This is a genomic window from Leifsonia sp. CL147, assembly GCF_900114565.1.
GTDB lineage: Bacteria > Actinomycetota > Actinomycetes > Actinomycetales > Microbacteriaceae > Leifsonia.
Genome location: NZ_FOTM01000003.1, coordinates 117,109 through 140,513 on the forward strand (window position 1 = coordinate 117,109; position 23,405 = coordinate 140,513).

The 23,405-nt window shown below is 71.7% G+C and carries 26 protein-coding genes; 10 read left to right on the top strand and 16 right to left on the bottom strand.

Annotation, left to right across the window (positions count from 1 at the left end; all coding sequences use genetic code 11):
• Nucleotides 1-161 precede the first annotated feature (161 nt).
• On the top strand, nt 162-2,321 hold the full coding sequence (locus BM287_RS04185; RefSeq protein WP_090036278.1) for a DEAD/DEAH box helicase: 2,160 nt from the start codon (nt 162-164) through the stop codon (nt 2,319-2,321).
• Between the two features lie 69 nt (nt 2,322-2,390).
• Here BM287_RS04185 and BM287_RS04190 read toward each other — a convergent pair whose 3' ends face one another.
• Together BM287_RS04190 and BM287_RS04195 are read right to left on the bottom strand one after the other, a co-directional pair.
• Entirely contained in the window at nt 2,391-2,576 is a 186-nt protein-coding gene (locus BM287_RS04190) for a hypothetical protein (protein WP_090036281.1), read from the bottom strand.
• A 43-nt stretch (nt 2,577-2,619) separates the two neighbouring features.
• On the bottom strand, nt 2,620-3,012 hold the full coding sequence (locus BM287_RS04195; RefSeq protein ID WP_090036283.1) for a DUF3224 domain-containing protein: 393 nt from the start codon (nt 3,010-3,012) through the stop codon (nt 2,620-2,622).
• 76 nt (nt 3,013-3,088) lie between these two features.
• Here BM287_RS04195 and BM287_RS04200 point away from each other — a divergent pair, with 76 nt between their 5' ends.
• The 4 genes from BM287_RS04200 (at nt 3,089) to BM287_RS04215 (ending at nt 6,329) form a co-directional block, all read left to right on the top strand.
• On the top strand, nt 3,089-3,703 hold the full coding sequence (locus tag BM287_RS04200; protein ID WP_090036284.1) for a CYTH domain-containing protein: 615 nt from the start codon (nt 3,089-3,091) through the stop codon (nt 3,701-3,703).
• A gap of 98 nt (nt 3,704-3,801) precedes the next feature.
• Nucleotides 3,802-4,830 (top strand): 6-phosphofructokinase, encoded by a 1,029-nt coding sequence (locus BM287_RS04205; protein WP_090036286.1) that lies wholly within the window; start codon nt 3,802-3,804, stop codon nt 4,828-4,830.
• 108 nt (nt 4,831-4,938) lie between these two features.
• Entirely contained in the window at nt 4,939-5,862 is a 924-nt protein-coding gene (locus BM287_RS04210; RefSeq protein ID WP_090036288.1) for an NADP-dependent oxidoreductase, read from the top strand.
• Between the two features lie 59 nt (nt 5,863-5,921).
• Nucleotides 5,922-6,329: a cupin domain-containing protein gene (locus BM287_RS04215; protein WP_090036291.1), complete on the top strand. Its 408-nt coding sequence runs from the start codon at nt 5,922-5,924 to the stop codon at nt 6,327-6,329.
• 25 nt (nt 6,330-6,354) lie between these two features.
• Here BM287_RS04215 and BM287_RS04220 read toward each other — a convergent pair whose 3' ends face one another.
• On the bottom strand, nt 6,355-7,008 hold the full coding sequence (locus BM287_RS04220) for a LysR family transcriptional regulator substrate-binding protein (RefSeq protein ID WP_090036293.1): 654 nt from the start codon (nt 7,006-7,008) through the stop codon (nt 6,355-6,357).
• A gap of 33 nt (nt 7,009-7,041) precedes the next feature.
• Between BM287_RS04220 and BM287_RS04225 the strand changes: the two genes are divergently transcribed.
• Nucleotides 7,042-7,428: a DUF5997 family protein gene (locus BM287_RS04225; protein ID WP_090036294.1), complete on the top strand. Its 387-nt coding sequence runs from the start codon at nt 7,042-7,044 to the stop codon at nt 7,426-7,428.
• Between the two features lie 21 nt (nt 7,429-7,449).
• On the opposite strand, the gene BM287_RS04230 is transcribed toward BM287_RS04225, so the two are convergent.
• Nucleotides 7,450-7,863: a DUF1622 domain-containing protein gene (locus BM287_RS04230; protein WP_090036296.1), complete on the bottom strand. Its 414-nt coding sequence runs from the start codon at nt 7,861-7,863 to the stop codon at nt 7,450-7,452.
• A 29-nt stretch (nt 7,864-7,892) separates the two neighbouring features.
• On the opposite strand from BM287_RS04230, the gene BM287_RS04235 reads away from it, so the two are divergent.
• Together BM287_RS04235 and BM287_RS04240 are read left to right on the top strand one after the other, a co-directional pair.
• The gene (locus BM287_RS04235) at nt 7,893-9,395 is read left to right on the top strand and encodes an SDR family NAD(P)-dependent oxidoreductase (protein WP_090036298.1); all 1,503 of its coding nucleotides are present in this window, start codon (nt 7,893-7,895) and stop codon (nt 9,393-9,395) included.
• A gap of 136 nt (nt 9,396-9,531) precedes the next feature.
• Complete coding sequence (locus BM287_RS04240) at nt 9,532-11,511, top strand: APC family permease (protein ID WP_090036301.1); 1,980 nt, start codon at nt 9,532-9,534, stop codon at nt 11,509-11,511.
• A gap of 56 nt (nt 11,512-11,567) precedes the next feature.
• On the opposite strand, the gene BM287_RS04245 is transcribed toward BM287_RS04240, so the two are convergent.
• Genes BM287_RS04245 through BM287_RS04255 form a run of 3 tightly spaced genes read right to left on the bottom strand, consistent with a single transcriptional unit; the run spans nt 11,568 to nt 13,191 of the window.
• Nucleotides 11,568-11,834 (bottom strand): DUF6510 family protein, encoded by a 267-nt coding sequence (locus tag BM287_RS04245; protein WP_090107275.1) that lies wholly within the window; start codon nt 11,832-11,834, stop codon nt 11,568-11,570.
• Nucleotides 11,831-12,601 carry a ferredoxin reductase gene (locus BM287_RS04250; protein WP_348271692.1) on the bottom strand — a complete coding sequence of 257 codons (771 nt, stop codon included), beginning with the start codon at nt 12,599-12,601 and terminating at the stop codon, nt 11,831-11,833. The genes BM287_RS04245 and BM287_RS04250 overlap by 4 nt, the downstream gene beginning before the upstream one ends.
• Complete coding sequence (locus BM287_RS04255; RefSeq protein WP_170857425.1) at nt 12,598-13,191, bottom strand: sulfite oxidase-like oxidoreductase; 594 nt, start codon at nt 13,189-13,191, stop codon at nt 12,598-12,600. Before BM287_RS04255 ends, BM287_RS04250 begins: the two co-directional genes overlap by 4 nt.
• A 78-nt stretch (nt 13,192-13,269) precedes the next feature.
• Here BM287_RS04255 and moaA point away from each other — a divergent pair, with 78 nt between their 5' ends.
• The gene (gene moaA / locus BM287_RS04260; RefSeq protein WP_090036307.1) at nt 13,270-14,364 is read left to right on the top strand and encodes a GTP 3',8-cyclase MoaA; all 1,095 of its coding nucleotides are present in this window, start codon (nt 13,270-13,272) and stop codon (nt 14,362-14,364) included.
• Nucleotides 14,357-14,602 carry a MoaD/ThiS family protein gene (locus tag BM287_RS04265; RefSeq protein WP_090036308.1) on the top strand — a complete coding sequence of 82 codons (246 nt, stop codon included), beginning with the start codon at nt 14,357-14,359 and terminating at the stop codon, nt 14,600-14,602. Before moaA ends, BM287_RS04265 begins: the two co-directional genes overlap by 8 nt.
• Before the next feature lie 194 nt (nt 14,603-14,796).
• Here BM287_RS04265 and BM287_RS04270 read toward each other — a convergent pair whose 3' ends face one another.
• From BM287_RS04270 to BM287_RS04310, 9 genes are all read right to left on the bottom strand, one after another.
• Nucleotides 14,797-15,882 carry an ABC transporter ATP-binding protein gene (locus tag BM287_RS04270; protein ID WP_090036311.1) on the bottom strand — a complete coding sequence of 362 codons (1,086 nt, stop codon included), beginning with the start codon at nt 15,880-15,882 and terminating at the stop codon, nt 14,797-14,799.
• The gene (locus tag BM287_RS04275) at nt 15,879-16,697 is read right to left on the bottom strand and encodes an ABC transporter permease (protein WP_090036517.1); all 819 of its coding nucleotides are present in this window, start codon (nt 16,695-16,697) and stop codon (nt 15,879-15,881) included. Before BM287_RS04275 ends, BM287_RS04270 begins: the two co-directional genes overlap by 4 nt.
• An 83-nt stretch (nt 16,698-16,780) precedes the next feature.
• Nucleotides 16,781-17,575 (bottom strand): molybdate ABC transporter substrate-binding protein, encoded by a 795-nt coding sequence (gene modA / locus BM287_RS04280; protein ID WP_211772955.1) that lies wholly within the window; start codon nt 17,573-17,575, stop codon nt 16,781-16,783.
• On the bottom strand, nt 17,572-17,982 hold the full coding sequence (locus tag BM287_RS04285) for a TOBE domain-containing protein (protein ID WP_090036314.1): 411 nt from the start codon (nt 17,980-17,982) through the stop codon (nt 17,572-17,574). Before BM287_RS04285 ends, modA begins: the two co-directional genes overlap by 4 nt.
• A gap of 55 nt (nt 17,983-18,037) precedes the next feature.
• Nucleotides 18,038-18,451 carry a molybdenum cofactor biosynthesis protein MoaE gene (locus BM287_RS04290; RefSeq protein ID WP_090036315.1) on the bottom strand — a complete coding sequence of 138 codons (414 nt, stop codon included), beginning with the start codon at nt 18,449-18,451 and terminating at the stop codon, nt 18,038-18,040.
• Nucleotides 18,448-19,461, bottom strand: coding sequence for a bifunctional molybdenum cofactor biosynthesis protein MoaC/MoaB (gene moaCB, locus BM287_RS04295; protein WP_090036317.1), 1,014 nt, complete (start codon nt 19,459-19,461; stop codon nt 18,448-18,450). The genes BM287_RS04290 and moaCB overlap by 4 nt, the downstream gene beginning before the upstream one ends.
• Nucleotides 19,458-20,687 carry a molybdopterin molybdotransferase MoeA gene (gene glp, locus BM287_RS04300; protein ID WP_090036319.1) on the bottom strand — a complete coding sequence of 410 codons (1,230 nt, stop codon included), beginning with the start codon at nt 20,685-20,687 and terminating at the stop codon, nt 19,458-19,460. The genes moaCB and glp overlap by 4 nt, the downstream gene beginning before the upstream one ends.
• A 31-nt stretch (nt 20,688-20,718) precedes the next feature.
• Nucleotides 20,719-21,849, bottom strand: a complete 1,131-nt coding sequence (locus BM287_RS04305) for a ThiF family adenylyltransferase (RefSeq protein WP_090036321.1) — start codon at nt 21,847-21,849, stop codon at nt 20,719-20,721.
• A 29-nt stretch (nt 21,850-21,878) separates the two neighbouring features.
• A complete protein-coding gene (locus BM287_RS04310; protein ID WP_090036323.1) occupies nt 21,879-23,405 on the bottom strand; it encodes a molybdopterin-dependent oxidoreductase in 1,527 nt (508 codons plus the stop codon).

Sequence of the window (23,405 nt, forward strand, 5' to 3'; positions counted from 1 at the left end):
CCGTGCCGTAAAATGGATGCTGCGCGGCCATCCTGTGCCGCGCACTCCCGGCGTCACCCGCGTCGAGCCCGGTCCACTCGGTACCGTGCTCCTCGCCCCGCCGGCCTCACGCCCAAACGGCGTCGCACCCTTCGACAGCGCGACGCCTCCACTGGAGGACCATGTCTCGTTCCGGTCAGCGCACCAGCCCGACCAGGCCGCAGCAGCGGAAGAACCGGCACGCCAACAACGACGGGCTGATCCCCATCCTCGCCCGCAAGGTGCGCGAGGTGGAGGCGAAGGCCGCCGACGGCAAGAAGCTCGGGCCGACGAACCGCACCAAGTTCCAGGTGATCGCCTTCCTGATGCGCGAGGAGCGCGCCCGCGCGAAGACGGATCCGGAGCTCAGCGACGCCGCCCGTGCCGAGCAGCTCAAGCGGCTCGACGGCATCGCCACCATCCTGGCGAAGACGGCGGCTCGCGACACATCGCTGATCTCGCTGCTGGAAAGCGAGTCGGCGTCCACGGCGACCGCGCAGAAGATGCGCCGCGATTGGCTGCTGGAGTCGGGGACCGCCCTCTCGCCGGACGACCTGATCATCACCATCGAGCGCCCGGTCGCCAAGCAGGAGAGCGTCATTCCGCCGGAGCTGGCGGAGAAGCAAGTCGTGCCGCAGTCGGTGAAAGCCCGGCAGCTGTCGAATCCGTTCCTCGCTCCCGACTTCTCGCGGGCGGCGCCCGCTGCGCCGACTCCGCGCCGGCGGCTCGACTCGTGGGAGCTGCTGGGGCCGCTGTTCAAGTCGTTCGAGTACGGCGCAGGCGGCCAGGCGGCGAGCATGGACCTTCCGCCCGCCCCGCTGATCGACCGGTACTCGCCGCAGGGCCTGGAGCTCATGCACCACCAGTCGCGCTTCATCGAGAGCGTGCGCCTCGGCCACCGCAGCTTCCTGCTCGCGGACGAGCCGGGCCTCGGCAAGACCGCGCAGTCGCTGCTCGCGGCCTCCGTCGCCGGCGCGTATCCCCTCCTGGCGGTCGTTCCCAACGTGGTCAAGATGAACTGGGCGCGCGAGGTCGAGCGCTGGACGCCGCACCGCCGCGCGACCGTGATCCACGGTGACGGAGAGGGGCTCGACGCCTTCGCCGACGTGGTCATCGTCAACTACGAGGTGCTCGACCGGCACCTGTCCTGGCTGAGCACGCTGGGTTTCCAGGGCATGGTCGTGGATGAGGCCCACTTCATCAAGAACCTGCACTCCCAGCGGTCCCGGCTGGTCCTCGGGCTGGCCGACGCCATCCGGCAGTCGACCCCCGACCCGCTGATGGTCGCGCTGACCGGTACGCCGCTGATCAACGACATCGACGACTTCAAGGCGATCTGGCAGTTCCTCGGCTGGATCGACGGCAGCAAGCCGACCGCGCAGCTGATGGAGCACCTGGAGGAGACCGGCCTCACGCCTGCCGACTTCGGGTTCTATGCAGCGGCCCGCGAGGCCGTCATCGACATGGGCATCGTGCGCCGCCGCAAGATCGACGTCGCCGCCGACCTGCCCAGCCGGCGCGTCGTCGACCTGCCGGTCGAGCTGGACGACGAGCTCGGGCGCTCCATCCGCCAGGCTGAGAAGGACCTGGCCGCGCGCCTCGTCGCCCGCTTCCACCGCGCCGCTGCTGCGGGACGGCCCGACTCGTTCGAGGGCGACGACGACGCCCACCGCCGGCACCTCATCCGCCTGGTCGCCCAGTCGGAGCTGGAGGAGGCCAAGTCGGCGAAGTCCGGGGACAACGTCTTCACCATGGTCCGGAAGATCGGCCAGGCGAAGGCCGGGCTGGCCTCGGACTACACGGCCCAGCTGGCCCGTTCGGTCGGCAAGGTGGTCTTCTTCGCCAAGCACATCGACGTGATGGATGCGGCGGAGGAGGCGTTCGCCGCCCGCGACCTGAAGACGATCTCGATCCGCGGCGACCAGTCCGCGCTGGCGCGCCAGAAGGAGATCGACGCGTTCAACAACGATCCGGAGGTCGCGGTCGCGGTGTGCTCGCTGACCGCGGCGGGCGTCGGCCTCAACCTGCAGGCCGCATCCAACGTGGTGCTCGCCGAGCTCTCGTGGACGGCGGCCGAGCAGACGCAGGCCATCGACCGCGTCCACCGCATCGGGCAGGAGGAGCCGGTCACGGCGTGGCGGATCATCGCGGCGCAGACCATCGACTCCAAGATCGCCGAGCTGATCGACGCCAAGCAGGGCCTCGCGGCCCGCGCCTTGGACGGCAGCGACGTCGAGGCCGGCTCGACCGACTCCGTCCAGCTCGACGCGCTCATCCACCTGCTCTCCGACGCCCTCGCGTAACGTCCCGGGCCGAGCGGGCGCAGGTCAGGTCGGCGCAGGTCGGGTCGGCGCAGCTCGGGTCGGCGCGCGTCAGGCGATCTCGGCGTCGTCCGGGTCCAGCGGGACGGGACGGTCGTCGTCGGGGAGCAGTTCGTCGTCCTCGTCGTCGACCGCGGGGAGGTCGTCGGGGTCGCGCACGACGGGCTCCGGCTCGTAGTCGGCCTCCTGCGCCTCGCGGAAGTCGTCCAGGTCGTCGTCTTCTCTCGGGTCGCTCATGCCCTGAGAGTACCGCCGGGCGACGCGGTCGTGAAGGCCGGGTTCAGACCAGTTCGAAGACGAAGAACGGGCCGCGGTCGTCGTGCACGATCCGTGCGCGTCCCTGGAATCCCGCGAAGTCGCCGGTGCCGGTCCCCGGGACGATGTAGCCGAAGGCGGAGTCGTCGTCGGGATGCTGCAGCGCGCCGTGATGCACCGTCACCGATCCGGCGCGGCCGTCGTCCAGCTGCCCGGTGATGCGCTCGGCGGCGAGGTAGCCGCGGCCGTCCTCCTCGGTGCCGGACGAGACGAAATGCGCGACGGACTCGCCCACGAGACCGTCGGTGTACGTCTTCCGCATGACGATCGCGCCGACCCAGTCGCCCTCGATCCCGGTGAGCGGAGCCGGCTCCCAGCCGGTCACGTCGAAGCGGGCGGTGATCGTCTCTGTCGTCATACGCTCACCGTAAGGGGTGCCGGCCGCACGACTCTTGAAATTTCGCGACACGGGCAATCTGGGCTAGACAGGGGATGTGCACCATCACTCCCAGACCGAGATCGAACGAAAGTACGATGTGGATGCCGAGGCCCGGCATCCACTGCTCGTCGGCGTCGGCGCGGTCGCGGTGCAGGGCGAACCGGAGCGCCACGAACTCGTGGCCACGTACTTCGACACCGCCGGCCTCACGCTGGCCCGCCACGCGACCGCCCTGCGGATGCGAACCGGAGGGCACGATGCCGGCTGGCACGTCAAGCTCCCGGCGGAGGAGGGCCGCACCGAGCTGCACTGGGAGCCGAGCGACGGCGAGGAGCCGCCTGCCGCCCTCCGCGAGCACCTCCGCGACCTCATCGGCGACGAGCCGCTCGTCCCCATCGCCCGCATCACCAACCACCGCGACAGCGTGCTCCTGCAGGACGCGGCGGGCTTCGAGGTGGCAGAGCTCACCGACGACCACGTGCGCAGTGAGGATCTCCGCACCGGCGGCACGCAGGAGTGGCGGGAGTGGGAGGTCGAACTGCTCGCCGGAGCACCGGACACCCGGGAGCGCCGCACCGCTCTGCTGGACGGGATCGAGGAGCGCCTGCTCGGCGCGGGAGCGCGTCCCTCCGCCAGTTCGTCGAAGCTGCAGCGCGCCCTCGGCCTCTGATCCGCCTACCACCGGTCGGTGCCCTTCGTCCAGTGCGATTTTGTGCAGCCGTCCGCGTCCGGGCATGATTCAGGGGACGTCTTGAGAAACGGAGCAGCATGAAGATCGGCATCCTCACCAGCGGCGGCGACTGCCCGGGCCTGAACGCGGTCATCCGCGGCGCGGTCCTGAAGGGCGACCGCGTGTACCGCTCCGAGTTCGCCGGCTTCCGCTACGGCTGGCGCGGCGTGGTCGACGGCGACATCATGCCGCTCGACCGGCACAGCGTCCGCGGCCTCTCCCGCCAGGGCGGCACCATCCTCGGCTCCAGCCGCACCAACCCCTTCGAGGGCGATGCCGGAGGCCCCGAGAACATCCAGCGGACGATGGATGCGCACGGCATCGACTCCATCATCGCCATCGGCGGCGAGGGCACGCTGACCGCCGCCCGGCGCCTGACCGACGCCGGCGTCCGCATCGTCGGCGTTCCGAAGACGATCGACAACGACCTGGCCGCGACCGACTACTCCTTCGGCTTCGACACCGCGGTCGAGATCGCGACCGAGGCGATCGACCGGCTCCGCACCACCGCCGAGTCGCACCAGCGCTGCATGGTCGTCGAGGTGATGGGCCGTCACGTCGGCTGGATCGCGCTCCACTCGGGTATGGCGGGCGGCGCTCACGCCATCCTCATCCCCGAGCAGCCGCAGTCCATCGAGCAGATCTGCGAGTGGGTGGAGTCGGTGCGGGACCGCGGCCGCGCCCCCGTCATCGTCGTGTCGGAGGGTTTCCACCTGGACACGATGGAGGAGGCGCACTCGCACAAGGGACTGGATGCGTTCAACCGTCCGCGCCTCGGCGGCATCGGCGAGATGCTCGCGCCGATGATCGAGGAGCGCACCGGAATCGAGTCGCGTGCGACCGTCCTCGGCCACATGCAGCGCGGGGGAGTCCCCAGCGCCTACGACCGTGTGCTCGCCACGCGCCTGGGCATGGCTGCGGTCGACGCCGTCTACGAGGGACGCTGGGGCTCGATGGTGTCGCTCCGCGGCACGGACGTGGTCAATGTCTCCATCGCGGATGCCACCGGGGGTCTCAAGACGGTCCCGCCCGCACGGTACGAAGAGGCCGCACTGCTGTTCGGCTGAGGATGACGCTGGGCACGCGGAGCCGCCGCGCGCTGCTCTCAGCTGTTCCGGGCCATTTGCGGGGCTTCCGGGGCTAGGCTCCCTCGTACGAGAGGGAAGGAGCCGTCCGTGCCGCGTTTCGTCCAGTTCGATGAGTTCGGTTCGCGTGACTACCTGCATGTCGTGGAGCGGGAGCGGCCGTGGCCGGGGCCGGGCCAGCTGCTGGTGCGGGTGATGGCCGCCGGTCTCAATCCGATGGACTACAAGGCGTACCGCGACGAAGCCGCGGCGGCGCGTATGGGCGTCACGCTCCCCAGCGGCATCGGACAGGACTTCTCGGGATTCGTCGAGGAGCTCGGCGAGGGCGTGACCCGGTTCGAGCTCGGTCAGGCGGTGCTGGGCACCGTGCCGTTCGCCGCGATCGCGGACTTCGTCGTCGTGCCCGAGGACGGCCAGGTCGTCGCCAAGCCCGACGCCCTCACCTTCGAGGCGGCCGGTTCGCTGGGCGTGGTGGGGCGTACGGCCATGGCCTCGTTCCGCTCGCTCGGGATCGGCGAGCACGACACGGTCCTGGTGAGCGCGGCGGCCGGCGGCGTCGGGGTGCTCGCAGCCCAACTGGCGGTGCGCTCCGGCGCGACGGTCATCGGGACGGCGAGCGAGGAGAACCACGAGTTCCTCGAGTCGCTCGGCGTCATCCCCGTCGAGTACGGCCACGGGCTGGCGGAGCGGATCCGGGATGCGCTGGACGACGACCGGGTGACCGCGGTCCTGGACAACCACGGGGCGGACACCATCGAGGCGGCGCTCGAGCTCGGCGTCCCGATGGACCGGGTGAACTCGATCACGACTTTCGGGCCGGCGGCGCACGGTGCGCGCAACGTCGGCGGGCGAGCGGCGGGCAACGCCGAGCTCTCCGAGCTGGCCGAACTGCTCGCCGAGAACGAGCTGGTGCTGCCCATCGACTCCATCTACCCGATCGAGCGCACCGTGGAGGCGTTCGCGCGGCTCGAGCCGGGACACGTGCGCGGCAAGGTCGTGGTCGTCACGGACTGAGCGGCGACCGGCCCGTGGGCACGACGACGGGCCATCGACTTCCGACGAGAGGAGCATCCATGATCACCGAGGACATCGCGCGGCAGCTGCGCGCGGCGGGCCTGCGCTGGCAGCCGGCGTCGGGGGACACGTTCGCCATCGACCGGCCGGACATGGGAGGGGAGCGGTTCACGGTCAGCGACATGACCATCGAGCCGCATCACTTCGACACCGGCACGATCCTGGGCTTCAACGGCACCACCGAGTGGGCCCTCGACTCGCTCGCCGTCGAGGACGCCCTGTGGATCCCGCGCGAGGACCAGTTGCGCGAACTGCTGGGCGGAACGTTCCGCGACCTGGCGCGCACCGCCGACGGCTACCGGGTGACGGTGCTGATCGGGAGCGAGGAGCGCTTCTTCGAGGACGAGGACGCGGCCACCGCGTATGCGGAGGCGCTGCTCTCCCTGATCGGGGCCTCCGTCTCGTAAGCGCTGCGCTCGCACTCTCCGGCCGTCAGCTGCGGGGACGCTTCCGGCTGCCGCCGGCCTTGCGTGCGCCAGTGGCCTTGCGTGCGCCGGTGGCCTTGCGCGCGCCGGTGGCCTTGCGTGCGCCGGCGGCCTCCCGCGCGGCGACGCCGGGGTCGCGGGAGCTGTGCGCGGTCCGGCCGCGCACGATCCCGATGAAATCGTCGACCAGGGGATGCTGCCCCTCGCGCGGCCAGGTCAGCCCGATGCTGCTCTGCGGGCCGTCCTCGAGGTGCAGGGCCACCACGTCCTTCCTCCGCAGCGCTTTGGCCACGGAGGCGGGGAGCAGCGCGATGCCGTCGTCCGCGGCCACACGGCGCATCAGCGCCTCCGACGGCGCGCCGGCCACCCGCGGCTCGTCGGCGAGGTCGGCGAGGTGCAGCTCCTCCTCGAGCGTCAGCAGATGCTCGTGATGCACGACCGCTACGACGTCCTCGGTGTACAGCGGGATGAGATGGCGGTCGTCGTCGGCGTGCGCATCCCGCACGAACACCATGTCCGCGTCGCCGGCCGCCAGGACGGCCAGCGGGTCCTCGCTCGGCCGGACCACCAGCTCCACGCGGGGGAAGCGCTGTTCGAACGCGCGCGTCCACTTGCCCGGGGTCACACCGAGAGGGAAGGCGATGGCGAAGCGGGAGGACACCTGTCGAGGGTAGCGAACGGTAGCCTGGAGCACATGAAGGCGCAGACCATGAAACCGGCCACAGCGGCCAAGAAGCTCGGCATCTACCTGCCGGCGGCGCCGGACGACTTCCGCGACCGCGAGATCAGCCGCACCGAGCTGGATGCGCTGACCGCCGATCCGCCCCAGTGGCTGCAGACCCTGCGCACCGAGGGTCCGCATCCCCGCGACGTCGTGGCGCGCAAGCTGGGCGTCTCCAACTCCGGGCTCGCCCGGGGCGGCATCACGGAGGCACTGACGACCGCTGAGATCAAGGCGCTGCTGGCCGATCCGCCGCGCTGGCTGGTGGACGAGCGGGCGACGCAGGCGGCGGTCCGTGCCGAGAACGCGCGCGTCAAGCAGCGGGATGCGGAGCGCGCCGCGAAGCACGCGGGCGAGTGACCGGCGAGCTTGCGGAGCCGGTTAGTGCGCTTCGCCCTCCGGCGCCCGGGCGGCTGACCGCGCAGCCCGGGTGAGCACCTCGGGACCGGTGACCAGCGCCCGTCTCCACGGAGCCACGCCGTCGATCTCGATCTGGAGCGAGAAGCTGAGGATGGTGCGGATCAGGACGATGATGCCGAGCACGAAGGCATCGGTGAGCGACGGAGCCGAGGTAACGGTCCTCACCAGGTCCGCGGCGACGAGGATCTCGAGCCCGAGCAGGATGACCCCGCCGAAGCTCTCGCGCAGCGTCCGGAATGCCGCGCGCCCGCTCCGCTGACGTCGCCAGGCGTACAGGGCCAGCCCGATCGCGACCAGGAAGCCGATCGCCATCGCGGCCACCCCGGCGAACTCGAAGGCGATCGCGGTCGTCTCGAACAGAGCATGCGCATCCATGGGCTCATGGTGCCACGTAGAATTCTCCGGTGCCTCCCCAATCTCCGGCCACTCCGGGCCTCGACCCCGACGATCTCGCCGCCACCCTCCGGGTCCTCGCGCAGCTCCACGAGCTCGACAAGGAGCACCCCGACTACGTCGCCGTGCGACGAGCGACCGCGCACATGTTCAAAGCGTCGAAGGTGGCGAGACGACGGGAGCTGCGCGAGCAGGTGCAGGAGGCCGACCGCGCGGTGATCGCCGCGACCGCGACCGGCGCACCCGACCGCATCGACGACGAGACCCGCGGGCGCGAGCTCACCTCCGGCACGACGGGATCGCACACCGCCGGCACCCTCCTCACCTCGCGCCCCTGCTACATCTGCAAGCAGCACTACACCGAGGTGGACTGGTTCTACCACCAGCTCTGCCCGTCCTGCGCCGCGTTCAGTCACGCCAAGCGGACCGCGAGCACGGACCTGACCGGCAAGCGCGCCCTGCTCACCGGAGGACGCGCGAAGATCGGCATGCACATCGCCCTCCGCCTCCTCCGCGACGGCGCGCACCTGACCATCACGACGCGATTCCCGCGTGACGCCGTCCGCCGCTTCTCGCAGCTGCCCGACGCCGGCCGCTGGATCGACCGCCTGCGCGTCGTCGGCATCGACCTCCGCGACCCGGCCCAGGTGATCGCCCTCGCCGACTCGGTCGCGGAGCGGGGCGCGCTCGACATCCTGATCAACAACGCCGCGCAGACGGTCCGCCGCTCGCCCGGCTCCTACTCGCTCCTCGCGGAGGCGGAGACGCAGCCGCTCCCCGACGGTCCGCTGCCGGAGCTGGAGACGTTCGGCCACACGGCGGACCCGCATCCTCTCGCCCTGGAGCGGTCGGTCGCCGCCCATCCACTGCTCTCGGCCGCCGATGTGCGGGGAACGATCGCCGAGCTCACGGGACCTTCGGCGCTCACGGCGGACGACCTGGCCACGGCGGCGATGACCGCAGGGTCCTCCTCCCTCGCACGGCACGCCGACGGGACGGCGATCGACGCCGGCGGGCTCGTGCCGGATGTCGCCCACGTCAACAGCTGGACCCAGGCCATCGGCAGCATCGACGCGCTCGAGCTGCTCGAAGTCCAGCTCTGCAACCAGACCGCGCCCTTCATCCTGATCGACCGGCTGCGGCCGTCGCTCGCCGCCGCCGGGCGCTCGTACATCGTCAACGTGTCCGCTATGGAGGGGGTGTTCGGCCGCCGCTACAAGGGCGCAGGGCATCCGCACACCAACATGTCCAAGGCGGCGCTGAACATGCTGACGCGCACCAGCGCCGGCGAGCTGTTCGAGAGCGACGGCATCCTGATGACCAGCGTCGACACCGGCTGGATCACCGACGAGCGACCGCACCACACGAAGGTGCGGCTCGCGGAGGAGGGCTTCCACGCGCCTCTCGACCTGGTCGACGGCGCAGCGCGCGTGTACGACCCGATCGTCCGCGGCGAGGCCGGCGAGGACCTGCACGGCGTCTTCCTGAAGGACTACCGTGCCTCGGCCTGGTGACCGCTACGCTCAGGACCGAGACGCTGAGGATCGAGCGGCCGGGGATCAAGCGGCCGGGGATCCGGCGGCCGAGGACCCGGACGCCGGCGAAGGGACGCGAATGTCGAGCACTCCAGGCCAGGAGGGGCACCGGGTGATGCCGGGCAGCACCATCCCGGAGCCCGGCCAGACCCATCCCGCGCCCCGGGCCGCGAAGGGCGGCCGAGTGCGCCGCTGGCTCCTGACCGGCCTCGTGGACGAGCGGGGCACTCAGCAGGGACCGCACGGACAGAACCCCCAGCACACGCACAACTGGTGGCAGGTCATGTGCCTCACCGGTGTCGACTACTTCTCGACCCTCGGCTACCAGCCCGCCATCGCGGCGCTCGCCGCCGGCCTCGTGTCGCCGTTCGCCACCATCGTGCTGGTCGCGCTGACCCTGCTCGGCGCACTGCCCGTCTACCGCCGGGTCGCGCGCGAGAGCTTCCAGGGCTCGGGGTCGATCGCGATGCTCGAGCGTCTGCTGCCCTGGTGGGCAGGCAAGCTGCTCGTTCTCGTCCTGCTCGGCTTCGCCGCGACCGACTTCATGATCACCATCACGCTGTCGGCGGCGGACGCCTCGGCACACGCCATCGAGAACCCCTTCGCCCCGGCCTGGTTCCACGGCAACAACGTGCTCATCACCCTGTTCCTGCTCGCCCTGCTGGGCGCCGTGTTCCTCAAGGGGTTCAAGGAGGCGATCGGCATCGCGGTGGTGCTGGTCGCCGTGTACCTGGCGCTCAACGTGGTCGTCGTGGGCTCGTCCATCGTGGAGGTGTTCCAGCGTCCGACCCTCGTCGGCGACTGGTGGGACGCGCTGTTCCGGGGGAACGGCAATCCACTGCTCGTCATCGGAGTCGCCCTGATCGTCTTCCCGCGTCTCGCGCTCGGGCTCTCCGGATTCGAGACCGGCGTCGCGGTGATGCCGCAGATCAAGGGACGGCCGGACGACGATCCCGCGCGTCCCGCCGGACGGATCCGCGGGGCGGGCCGGCTGCTCACCACCGCCGCGATCATCATGAGCGTGTTCCTCATCACGTCGAGCTTCACCACGACGCTGCTCATCCCGCACGCGGCCTTCGAGCCGGGGGGACCGGCGAATGGACGCGCGCTCGCCTACCTGGCGCACGAATACCTCGGCAATGGCTTCGGCACGGTCTACGACGTCAGCACCATCCTCATCCTCTGGTTCGCCGGCGCGTCCGCCATGGCCGGCCTGCTCAACCTGGTGCCGCGGTACCTGCCGCGCTACGGCATGGCACCGCAGTGGGCACGCGCGGTGCGGCCGCTGGTGCTGGTGTTCACGGCGATCGCGTTCCTCATCACCCTGATCTTCGAAGCGAGCGTGGATGCGCAGGGCGGCGCCTACGCGACCGGCGTGCTGGTCCTCATCACCTCGGCGTCCCTCGCCGTGACCCTGTCCGCGCGGCGCAAACGGCAGCCGCGGCGGATGGCGGCCTTCGGGATCATCACCGCGATCTTCGTCTACACCACGGTCGACAACATCATCGAGCGGCCCGACGGCCTGCGGATCGCGACCCTGTTCATCCTCGCCATCCTGATCGTGTCGATCGTGTCGCGGATCGGCCGGTCCTTCCAGTTGCGCGCGACCTCCGTGACGTTCGACGTGACGGCGCTCGACTACATCCTGGAGGATGCGGAGGAGGGCGAGATCCGCATCATCTCGCACGAGCCGGACGTCGACACCATCACCGAGTACGAGCAGAAGAACAGGGACGAGCGGAAGTTCAGCCACATCCCGCAGCGCTCGCGCACGATCTTCCTCGAGGTGCTGCCGTCCGACTCCTCCGACTTCGAAGAGGACCTCGTGGTGCACGGCGTCGTCAAGCACGGCTTCCGGGTGCTGCAGGTGAAGAGCGGCAACGTCCCCAACACGATCGCCGCGGTGCTGATCGAGACGCGCGACATCACCGGGGTGGTGCCGACCATCTATTTCCAGTGGACCGAGGGCAACCCGATCTCGAACATGTTCCGGTTCCTGATCACCGGGGTGGGAGAGGTGGCCCCCGTCACCCGTGAGGTGCTGCGCGAGTCCGAGAAGGATGTCAAGCGCCGCCCCGCGGTGCACGTCTCGTGACGGCCTGGCCTGACGGCCGGACGCCCTGACGGCCGGACGGCCTGACGGCCTGACGGCTACTCGACGGCGAACTCCAGCCAGGCGAGCCCGCGCAGGTCGAGGCAGAGCCGGCCGGCGTGCTCGGCGGCCACCGCGAGTACGTCGCCGCAGACCGAGCAGCGCATGACCAGGCCGTGCTGGTCGACGTAGACCCGGCCGCGGGCGACCACCGACTGGTCGCCGCAGTTGGCGCAGCAGCCGATCGCCGTGGTGACGTCGGCCGCGAAGACCTCCGACAGCATCCCGGCGGCCGCGTTGCCGTCGAGGTAGTCCTGATCCGTCATGGCGTTCCTCCGATGCCTCCGTAGCGCTCGGTGCGGATGCGAGCCGCGTCGTGGCCGGCGTCGACCAGCCAGCCGGCGACGGCCTCGACGAAGGGCGTCGACCCGCAGACGAAGAAGGTGGGGGCGTCCGATGCCGGGAGCACCCGTCGCATCAGTCCCTCCGCGGTGAGCCGGCCGGCCGGTGTGCTCGTGCCCGGGGGAGCCTGGCGGGTGTAGACGTAGTCGAGCTGCAGGGGCGCCTCGGCCTCGGCGGCGAGGGTGTGGAGCTCGTCCGTGTAGTAGCCGGAGAAGGGGCTGCGCAGCGAGTACAGCATCCGGAACGGCGCGCTGCTGCCCGAGGCCGCATGAGCGCGTGCCATCGACATGAGCGGAACGATGCCGGAGCCGCCCGCGATGAGCTGGACCGGTCCCGCATCGCCGTCATGCCAGACGAACCAGCCGCCCACGGGACCGCGCAGCTCCAGCTGGTCGCCGATCTGCAGGCCGCGCACGAGGTAGGGGGACACCTCGCCGTCGGCGAGCTCCTCCACCGTCAGCTCCAGCTCGTCCTCCGCGAGCCCGTGCGGCTCCAGCGCCCCGCGGCCGCCGCCGGAGGCGATCGAGTACGACCGGACCGCCTGATACCCGTCCGGGGCCGTCAGCCGGATGTCGACGTGCTGGCCCGCGAGGTGACCGTGCAGCCCTGGGATGCGCAATCGCAGCGTGCGTGCCGTCGGCGTCTCCATCCGCGTGCCGACCACGTCGGCCACCCGCCATACGCTGCTCACCAGTAGCGCTGTTCCTTCCACGGGTCTCCGTACATGTTGTAGCCGTTCTGCTCCCAGAAGCCGGGCTGGTCCTGGGGGAGCATCTGCAGCCCGTCGACCCATTTCGCGCTCTTCCAGAAGTAGAGGTGGGGAACCAGCAGGCGGGCGGGGCCGCCGTGCTCAGGCTCCAGGTCCTTTCCGTCGAAGCTGTGGGCGATCCAGGCCTTGCCGCCGAGCAGGTCGGCGAGCGGGACGTTCGTCGTGTAGCCGCCGTAGGAGTGCGCCATCGTGTACTCGAACGAGGTGTCGACATCCCGGAACAGGGTATCGAGCGAGACCCCTCGCCAGGACGTTCCGAGCTTGGACCAGCTGGTGACGCAGTGGATGTCGGTGCTCACGTCCTCCTGCGGGAGGGCGAGGAACTCGTCCCAGTTCCACCGGTGCACGTCGCCCTTCTCCGTGGTGATGGTGAAGGTCCAGTCGTCCCGGGAGATGCGGGGCGTCGGCCCCGCGGAGAGTACCGGGAAGCCCTCGGTGAGGTACTGCCCCGGTGGGAGGCGCGGGTCGTCCGCCCTGCGACGGCCGAGGAAGCCGGAGGAGATGATTGGCATGACGGCAGCATATTGCGGTGCGCGTCGCCGGGTCTACGGCGGACTCGGTCTCCCGCCCCGGCCGGGTTAGGGTGGAGCATGACCGCTGTCAACCTGGGACTCCCGCTGCGCGCGCCCGCGCCCGCGGTGGTGCCGGGTGCGGCGCCGGAGCTGGCTGGGCGGCCGGCGCATCCCGGCCTGATCGACCGCTTCGGGAGGGTCGCTCGCGACCTCCGGGTCTCGGTGACCGAGAAGTGCTCCCTGCGCTGCACGTACTGCATGCCGGCCGAGGGTCTGCCGGCGATCCCGCGCGACGACCTGCTGAACGCGGCGGAGATCGCCCGCCTGGTCGGGATCGGCGTGCGCTCGCTGGGGGTTCGGGAGGTGCGGTTCACCGGCGGCGAGCCGCTGATGCGAGCCGACCTGGCCGAGATCGTGGGCCGCTCGGCCGCGGTGGCTCCCGGCGTGGACCTCTCGATCACGACCAACGGGATCGGACTGGACCACCGCATCCAGGCTCTCGTCGAGGCGGGACTGACCCGCGTCAACGTCTCGCTCGACACGGTCGACCGCGAGCACTTCGCCCGGTTGACCCGCCGCGACCGGCTGCCGGCCGTTCTCGCCGGCATCCGCGCCGCCCACGACGCCGGCCTGACCCCGCTGAAGCTCAACGCCGTGATGATGCGCGAGACACTGCACGACGCGCCGTCGCTGCTGGCCTGGGCGCTGGAGAACGGGTGCCGGCTGCGGTTCATCGAGCAGATGCCGCTCGACGCCGACCGCTCGTGGCTGCGCGAGAACATGGTGCCGGCCGAGGAGCTCCTGTCCGTTCTCAGTGAGCGGTTCACCCTGATCGAGGCCGGCCGCGATGATCCGCACGCGCCGGCCGAGGAGTGGCTGGTCGACGGGTGGATGCTGGACGGCGCGCCCGCGACGGTCGGGATCATCGCCTCCGTCACCCGCTCGTTCTGCTCCGCCTGCGACCGCACCCGGATCACCGCGGAGGGCACTGTGCGCTCCTGCCTGTTCGGCGACGACGAGACCGACCTACGGGGCCTCCTCCGCGGCGGAGCCGACGACGACGAGATCGCCCAGTGGTGGCGTGCGGCGATGTGGGGCAAGCAGGCCGGGCACGGGATGGACGCGGCCGGGTTCGCCCCGCCGCTGCGCAGCATGGGGGCGATCGGTGGCTGAGGTGCTGGTGCGATACTTCGCCGCGGCAGAGGATGCGGCCGGGCGCCCGGAGGAGCGCGTCGAGCTGGCGGACGCCACGGTCGGCGGGCTGCAGGCGGAACTCGTCGCCCGTTACGGCGAGCCGATGGAGCGGGTGGTCCGATCGGGGTCGTTCCTCATCGGCGGGGTCGTCTCGCGCGACCCGTCGCGTGAGCTGTCCGGCACCGTCGACGTCCTGCCGCCCTTCGCCGGCGGCTGAGCGCAGCCGACATTCGTGACGAATGTGCATTCTGACGCTGCGTATGTGCACATTCGTCACGAATGTGGGTTCTGACGCTGCGTAGGTGCACATTTGTGACGAATGTGGGTTCTGACGCTGCGTAGGTGCACATTCGTGACGAATGTGGGTTCTGACGCTGCGTAGGTGCACATTCGTGACGAATGTGGGTTTGCTCAGGCGGGGTAGATGGCGACGGCGTCCGCGGGCACGTGGAGGGTGACCGGGTCGCCGACTCGCAGGCGGAGAGCGGCGAGGACGCCGGGAGGGACGAGGGCGTTCAGGCGGTCTGTCCGCACCCGCACGAGGTCGGCCTGCGGCTCGAGCGACGTGATCCTCGCTCGGATGCGGGCGCCATCCTCCGGCGGGTAGGCGGGATGAGCGTCCGAACTGAGGGCACTGCCACCCACCGACTCGTCAGCCGGCACGAGGCGCACGGCCGACGGACGGATCGCCGCGAGGGCGGGCGTGCCGACGACGAGTCCCTCGTCCGCCTCGCCCGGCAGGTGCATCCCGTCGCTGGTATGGAGGCCGTCGCGCGTCCGCACACCGTGCAGGAGCGTCAGCCCCGAGAGTTCCGCGGTGAACGGATGCCGTGGCCGCTCCAGCACCTGACGGGTCGGGCCCTGCTCCACGATTCTGCCGTCGTGCATGACCGCGACGCGGTCGGCGAGGAGGTACGCGTCGAGCGCGTCGTGGGTGACGAGGACGGTCGTGCGGCCGCGCAGGACCTCCGCCAGCGTGCCGCGGACCTCCGCGGCGATGGCCACGTCCAGCGCCGACAGCGGCTCGTCCAGGAGCAGGAGGCTCGGCTCGGCCGCGAGGGCGCGGGCGATGGCGACGCGCTGCGCCTGCCCGCCGGACAGTTCCCCGGGCCGACGATCGGCGAACGCGGTCGTGCCGGTGCGTCGCATCCACTCGTCGGCCCGCTCAGCCGCCTCGGCTCGCGAGGCGCCCGTCGCCCGCGGACCGAAGGCGATGTTGCTGCGAACGCTGAGGTGGGGGAAGAGCAGGGCGTCCTGGGCGAGCAGGGCGACGCCGCGGCGGTGCGGCGGCCGCCACTCGGCGGGCAGGTCGAACAGGATGTCGTCGCCGAGGGTGGCGCGGCCCCTGTCTGGGCGGAGGAGGCCGGCGAGCATCCCCAGCACCGTGGACTTGCCTGCGCCGTTCGGGCCGAGCACGGCGAGGGTCTCACCGCGGGCGACCGTCAGCTCGACGTCGACGTCACGGGAGGCGAGGGCGGCGGCGATCCGCAGGGTCACGCGGCACTCCGAGCGGCCACCCGGACGCGCGACCCGGGACGTGCGCGGAGCCCCTCGCCGGCCCCATGGGCGACGGCGACGACGACGATCGCGACTGCGACGAGCACGAGCGAGAGGGCGGTCGCCGCCTGCGGGTCGTTCTCGCGTTGCAGATAGATCTCCAGCGGGAGGGTCCGCGTCACTCCCTGCAGGCTGCCGGCGAAGGTGAGCGTCGCGCCGAACTCGCCCAGCGCCCGGGCGAACGACAGGATGGCGCCTGAGACCACGGCGGGGAGCACCAGCGGCAGAGTCACGCGGAACAGCACGGTCGAGGGACGCGCGCCGAGCGTCGCGGCGACCGCCTCGTATCGCTCGCCCGCCGACCGCAGCGCGCCCTCCAGGCTCAGGACGAGGAAGGGCAGCGCGACGAACGTCTGCGCGATCACCACCGCCGGCGTCGAGAACGCGACGTCGAGCGTCCCGCCGAGGAGCCCGCGCCGGCCGTACAGGGCGAGCAGGGCCAGACCGGCGACGACCGGAGGCAGCACGAGCGGGAGGAGCACGATCGCGCGCACCACCCGACGCCCGGCGAAGGGGACGCGCGCCAGCACGATGGCCATCGGCACGCCCAGCACCAGGCAGCCGACTGTGGCGAGCAGCGACGTGCGCAGACTGAGCAGCAGCGCATCCACCGAGGATGCCGAGGTGATCAGCGGGATGAAGTGCAGCCAGTCGACGTGGGCGGCGATCGCCACGAGCGGCAGCAGCACGAAGAGGCCGCCGACGGCTGCGACGGCGACGATCCAGCGCGGGACTCCGAGACCCAGTGCGCCCAGCCCCCGCCGGCCCAGCCCGCGCCCGCCGAGCCCGCGCTCACCCAGCCCGCGGCCGCCCAGCCCGCGGCCGCCGGGCTCCGTGCTCACGGGGCGCCGAACCCGGCGGCGGCGAGCGCCTTCCGCCCGGCTGGACCGGCGACGTAGGCGATGAACGCCGCAGCTCCGCCCGCGTTGGATGCGTGGGCGACGGCGGCGATCGGGTAGACGTTCACCGTCTTCGCGGCCTCGGGGAACGGGATGGACTCCACCCGCGAGCCGGCGCCCTCCGCATCCGTCCGGTAGACGATGCCCGCGTCCGCTTCGCCCGAGCTGACCTTGCCGAGCACATCCGTGACCGAGGACTCCTCGCTGACCGCATGCACGGACACTCCCGTCGACTTTTCGACGGTCGCAGTCGCAGCGCCGCACGGCACCTGCGGTGCGCAGATCACCGTCTTGATGGAGGGGGAGGCGAGGTCGGCGAAGCGTGTCACGTGCGCGGGGTTCCCGGGTGGCACGACGATCGCGAGGACGTTCGTGGCGAAATCCACGGGCGAGCCTTCGACGACCCCGCCCGCGATGGCCTTGCGCATGTTGGCCTGATCCGCCGAGGCGAAGACGTCGGCGGGCGCGCCCGCGGTCAGCTGGGATACCAGGTCGGAGGACCCCGCGAACGAGAAGGTGACCTCGGCGCCCGGATGCGCGGCCTCGAACGCTGTGCCGAGCGCCGTGAACGTCTTCGTGAGGGAGGCGGCGGCGAAGACGGTGACGGTCCCGGTGACTTTGGTGCTGGACGTCGCCGGCAGGGGCGCTCCGGCGGAGGCGGCGCTGCAGCCGGCGAGCGCGACCGCGGCGGCGGCGAGGAGCGCGGCCGTGGAGGCGAAGCGTGTGCGCATCATCGCGTGGCCGCCGTGCCGGGAGCCTCCACGATCACATTGGTCGCCTTCACGACGGCCACCGCGACCGATCCCAATTCGAGGCCCAGCTCGCGGACCGCCTCGCTGCTGATGAGGGACACCACACGGTGCGGACCGCACTGGAGCTCGACCTGCGCCATCACCCGGTCCATGACGATGTCGGTCACCAGGCCGACGAAGCGGTTCCTCGCCGAACCGCCGGCGGCGGACGGATCGTCGGGCAGCACGGCGTTCTGCTTCGCGAGGCGGGCGAGCTCCAGGCCGTCGACCACGGTGCGGCCTGTGGCGTCGCGCTCGCTCGCGAGCACGCCTCCCTCGATCCAGCGGCGGACGGTGTCGTCGCTCACGCCGAGATAGAGAGCGGCATCCCGGATCCGTATCTGCGGCATGAGAACAATCGTAGGGCCGCGGATGCGGATCGAGAAACGAAGGTGCGAGCCAGGGTCAGAGTCCGACCCACTCCGACTCGCCATCGGTGAAGTGCTGTCGCTTCCAGATCGGGACGCGCGCCTTGATGATCTCCACCAGCTCGGCGCAGGCAGCGAACGCCTCGGCTCGATGGGGAGCCGCGACTGCGGCGATCAGAGCGAGGTCGCCGATCGTCAACGAGCCGACGCGGTGCTGGGCGGCGACCCGCAGCCCTGTCGTCCGCGCCACCTCCTCGCAGCACTCGCGGAGGAACTCCTCGGCCTCGGGATGCGCGCGGTAGTCGAGCGACACCACCCCCTTGCCGCCGTCGTGGTCGCGCACGACACCGCGGAACGAGACGACCGCTCCGGCCTCCGCCTCCCAGACGAACTCATCGACCGTGGAGGGGTCGAGCGGGTCTCCGGTGACGGTCGCCAGTACGATGCTCACGAGTGATCGCCTCCCCGCAGCTGGTCCAGCAGGTGCGGGAGGAGCTCGTCCAGTACGGCGAGGCCGTCCACGACGCCGCCGCGCGAACCCGGCAGATTCACGACGAGCGTCGAGCCGGCCACCCCGACCAGGCCGCGGCTCAGGGCCGCCAGCGGCGTGGCTGCTGCACCCCGGGCGCGCAACGCCTCGGCGACGCCGGGGAGCTGCCGGTCGAGGACCGCGGCGGTCGCCTCCGGCGTGCGATCGGTGGGGGAGACGCCGGTGCCGCCCGTGCTGATGAGTACCCGGGGACGTTCGGCGACCGCTTGGCGGAGGGCCGCATCCACGTCGGCGTCCGCGACGACGCGCACCTCGGCCGGGAGGCGCCGCTCGGCGAGCCAGTCGGCGATGACCGGACCGGTCACGTCCTCGTAGACGCCGGAGGCGGCGCGCGTGGAGGCGACGAGGACGATGGCGGGGACGGTGGCGCTCGTCGACGGGTCGGCGCTACGCCCGCGCTCCGCGGTCCCACCGCTGTCCGCGGACGCGCTCTCGGCATCTCTCCGCCAGTCGCCGCGCTTGCCGCCGCTCTTGGCGACGAGCCGCACATCCGTCAGGCTCGCGGCCGGGTCGACCGCCTTCACCATGTCGTGGAGGGTGAGCCCGGCGACCGCGACGGCCGTGAGCGCCTCCATCTCGACACCCGTGCGCCCGTGGGTGCGTGCCACCACCTCGATCTCGATGACGCCCGCCTCCGCATCCAGCTCGAAGTCGACACGGACGCCGTTCAGCGGCAGGGGATGGCAGAGCGGGATGAGCTCGCTCGTCCGCTTGGCGCCGCCGATCCCCGCGATGCGCGCGGTGGCCAGCACGTCGGCCTTGGGGAGGTCGTCGGCCGCCACGAGACGGATGACCTCGGGCGTCGTCACGAACCGCCCGCGCGCTACGGCCTCGCGGTCGGTCTCCGGCTTGCCTCCGACATCGACCATGCGGGCGCGGCCGTCGGCGTCCAGGTGGGTGAGCTGCGTCATAGCGTCCAGACTGTCACGACCGAGCCCGCGTCGAGGGACTCCGTCTCGGTGGGCAGGTCGATGAGCACGTCGGCCTTGGCCATCCCGGCGACCAGATGCGACGACGGACCCGACACGGGAGCGACGCCCCCCGCGTCGTCCAGTCGCCCGCGGAGGAACTGGCGCCGGCCGGCCACCGACCGAACCGGCTCGCTCAGCGCAGCCTGCCGCGGAGCCACCGCGGGCAGCCCGGCCGCTTCGCGCAGCGGCCCGCGCAGGAACACGACGAACGACACCTGCGTGCTCACCGGATTGCCGGGGAAGGCGAGGACCGGCACCCCGTCCACCACGGCGGTCGCCTGGGGGCCGCCGGGCTGCATGGCGACCGTGGCGACGTCTGCGCCGCGCGGGAGCAGCACCTCCCGGACGACCTCGTAGGCGCCCTTCGAGATCCCGCCGGAGGTGATCACGAGGTCGCTCTGCCGGAGCGCACCGTCGAGGACGCGCTCGAAGGACTCCGGGGCGTCGTCGCTGCTGGCGCGCACCGAGACGACGGCGCCGGCCTCCTCCACGAGCGCCGCGAGGGCGATGCTGTTCGCGTCGTAGACCTGGCCGAAGCCGGGCGCACCGCTCCCGACGAGCTCCGATCCGGTGGTCAGGATGCCGACCCGCAGCCGCGCGCGTACCGCCACGTTCTCGACCCCGGTCGCGGCGAGCGCAGCCAGGTGATGCGGACCCAGCCGCGTGCCTGCCGGGACCAGGACGTCGCCGCGGCGGACGTCGCTGCCGCGCTCGCGCACGTACTCGCCGGGAGCGCGCGAACGGCGGACCTCGACCACCGCCCCGGCGAGGTCGTCGTCGCGGCCCAGCACCAGCTCCGTGTCCTCGACGGGCACGATCGCGTCGGCCCCGCTGGGCACCGGCGCACCCGTCATGATGCGGAGAGCCGTGCCGGGGACGAGCGTCACCGGGACCGTGTGACCGGCCGGGATGTCGCCGCTCACCTCGAGGGCGACAGGCACCGAGAGGATGTCGGCCGCGCGCACGGCGTAGCCGTCCATCTGGGAGTTGCGGAACAGCGGCAGGTCGACCTCCGACCGCAGCTCGTCCACGGTCACCCGGCCGACGGCGCGGTCGAGCGGGACGGTCTCGGCTGCGGGTTCCTCGGAGAGCGGCTCGAGCATCCGCGCCACGATCCCGGCATGCTCCTCGACGGTGCGCGGCGGCGCGGACAGGTCGCGTGTCATACGCTCAGTATCCCGCGAAGGGGCGTGCCGGTCAGTACCGGGGGACCTCCGGGTCGACGTCCCGGGACCAGGCGTCGATCCCACCCGCGAGGACGACGCCGCGCGTCCCCACCGCGGCGAGCAGCCGCCGGGCGGTCTCCGCCCGGATCCCGAGGTGGCAGACGATCACCAGCGGATCCGCCGGCAGCCGCACCGCGACGCCCGCCGGGTCGGCCTGCACCACCCGCAAGGGAACCAGCAGCGACCCGGGGAGCGACGCGACGTCCGCCTCCCACGGCTCCCGCACATCCAGCAGTGTGTGCGGCTCACCCGCGAGCAGGCGTGCGTGGAGCTCCGCCGGCGACATCGTGTCCGTGACGCCGCAGAACAGGTCGTAGTCGATCAGCTCCGTCACCGGCGCCGCCTGCGGATCGCGTTCGTACGCGAGCTCGCGGAACGTCCCGCGCAGCGCATCGTGCACGACGACGCGGCCGAGGAGCGGTTCGCCTGTCCCGGTCACCAGCTTGATCGCCTCGCCCACCAGGAGGCTCCCGATCACGCCGCACACCGAGGGCAGCGCCCCGGCCTCTGCGCAACTGGCGACGGTGCCGGGAGCCGGCGGGACCGGGAACAGATCGCGGTATGTCGGTCCCTGCGCCGCCCAGCTCAGCCCCGCTTGTCCACCCGTCTGGTGGACGGCACCCCATACGACCGGGATGCGGGCGAGTGTCGCCGCGTCGTCCACCAGGTACCGGGTGGGGAAGTTGTCGCTGCCGTCGAGCACCAGGTCGAAGCCCGCGAGGATCCCTGGCGCGTTCTCCGCGGTCAGCCGCTCGGCGAAGATCCGCACCTCGGTCTCGGCGTCGAGCGCGTGCACGGCTGCCGCGGCGGACTCCACCTTGGATCGCCCGACGGCCCTCGGCGTGTGGATGCTCTGCCGCGGCAGGTTGCTCAGCTCGACCCGGTCGTCGTCCACGATGCCGATCGTCCCGAATCCGGCCGACGCCAGCAGCGGGAGCACGGCGGATCCGAGTCCGCCAGCGCCGACGACGAGCACCCGCGCGTTGCGCAGCCGGCGCTGGGCGAGCGGTCCGAATCCCGGCAGCTGCGTCGTGCGCGCGTACCGCGCCGCGCGCTCAGCGGTCAGCTCGGGGCCGGGTTCGACCAGAGGCGGAAGGGACATGTCCTCAGCCAATCACACTGCGCCGGCGCTCACGCCACCGTCACCTGGATGCTGTGCAGCCCCGTCGCGCCGTCGGGAACGACGTCGCGGACCGTCGAGGTCTGCACCATCCCCTTCGCATCGGTCGCCCGCACCCGCAGCGTGTGCGTGCCGGGAGTCGCCTGCCACGCGTACCGCCACTGGCGCCAGGTGTCGGGGGAGATCGCGTCGGCGAGCGTCGCCTCCTGCCATTCGCCCTCGTCCACGCGCACGTGCACAGCGCTCACCCCCACGTGCTGCGACCAGGCGACTCCGGCGACGGTGACCGTCCCCGCGTTCACCTGTCGTCCCGACGCGGGCACGTCGATTCGCGATGACAGCTTCACCGGTCCGCGCTCCGACCAGCCGCGGTCGGTCCAGTACGCCGTGTGCTGGTCGAAGCGGGTGACCTCCAGCGAGACGACCCACTTGGTCGCGGAGACGTAGCCGTACAGCCCGGGCACGACCATCCGGACCGGGTAGCCGTGCTCGAGCGGAAGCGGCTGCCCGTTCATCCCGACCGCGAGGATGGCGTTGCGCCCGTCGGTGAGGGCTTCGATCGGGGTGCCGGCGGTCCAGCCGTCCTGGCTCGTCGAGAGGACCATATCGGCCTCCGGCTTGGGCTTCGCGCGGGCGAGGAGATGCCGGATGGGGTAGCCGAGCCAGGTGGCGTTGCCGATGAGGTCGCCGCCCACCTCATTGGAGACGCAGGTGAGGGTCGTCGTGGACTCTTCCAGCGGGAGCGCCAGCAGTTCGGCGAAGGTCAGCTCCACCTCGTGCTCGACCATCCCGGTGATCTTCAAGCGCCAGTCCTCCGGCGCGATACCGGGGATCTGCAACGCCGTATCGATGCGGTAGAAGTCGGCGTTCGGCGTGATGAGCGGCGAAAGGCCCGGGATGTCGAACGACGCGCCCGGCGGAATCGGCGGCGCCGTGCGCGCGGGCCGCGGCAGGTGGAACGCCGCTCGGGCGGCCGACGCCGCGCGGAAACCGCCGGCGACCGCCTGGCCGACCACGAGCGCGACCGCCCCGGCCGTGGCGGTCGCCGCCGAGGTGGTGAGGAAGCGCCGCCGGCTCACGCGCCCGAGCGGAGCCACGCGCGTCGGCTGCGTGTCGCGCAGCATCCCGATGAGCCAGCCGAGCAGCAGGATGCCGACCAGCGCTGCAAGGGCCGAGGGCACCGCATCCACGATGCCGTTGCCGGAACGCGTGACGGCCGCCAGCACGCCGACAGCGCCCCCGGCCCCGATCAGGATGCGGCCCACCGGCGGCCGCACGCGTTCCAGCCAGCCGGCCAGCCCGGCGCCGATGATGACGACGACGGCCAGCGACACGATGAGGAAGGCCTTGTCGCCCGTGCCGAACAGGCCGATCACGGCCTCCTTCACCCATCCGGGCGCGAGATCGATCAGCAGGGCGCCCACGGTGAGGACGGGACTGCCGTTCTGCACGACGAACGCGCTCACGAGTTCGGCGGCACCCACGCCCGCGAGTACGCTCGCGACGCCCGCGCCTGCTGGCCGCCAGAAGTCCGTCAT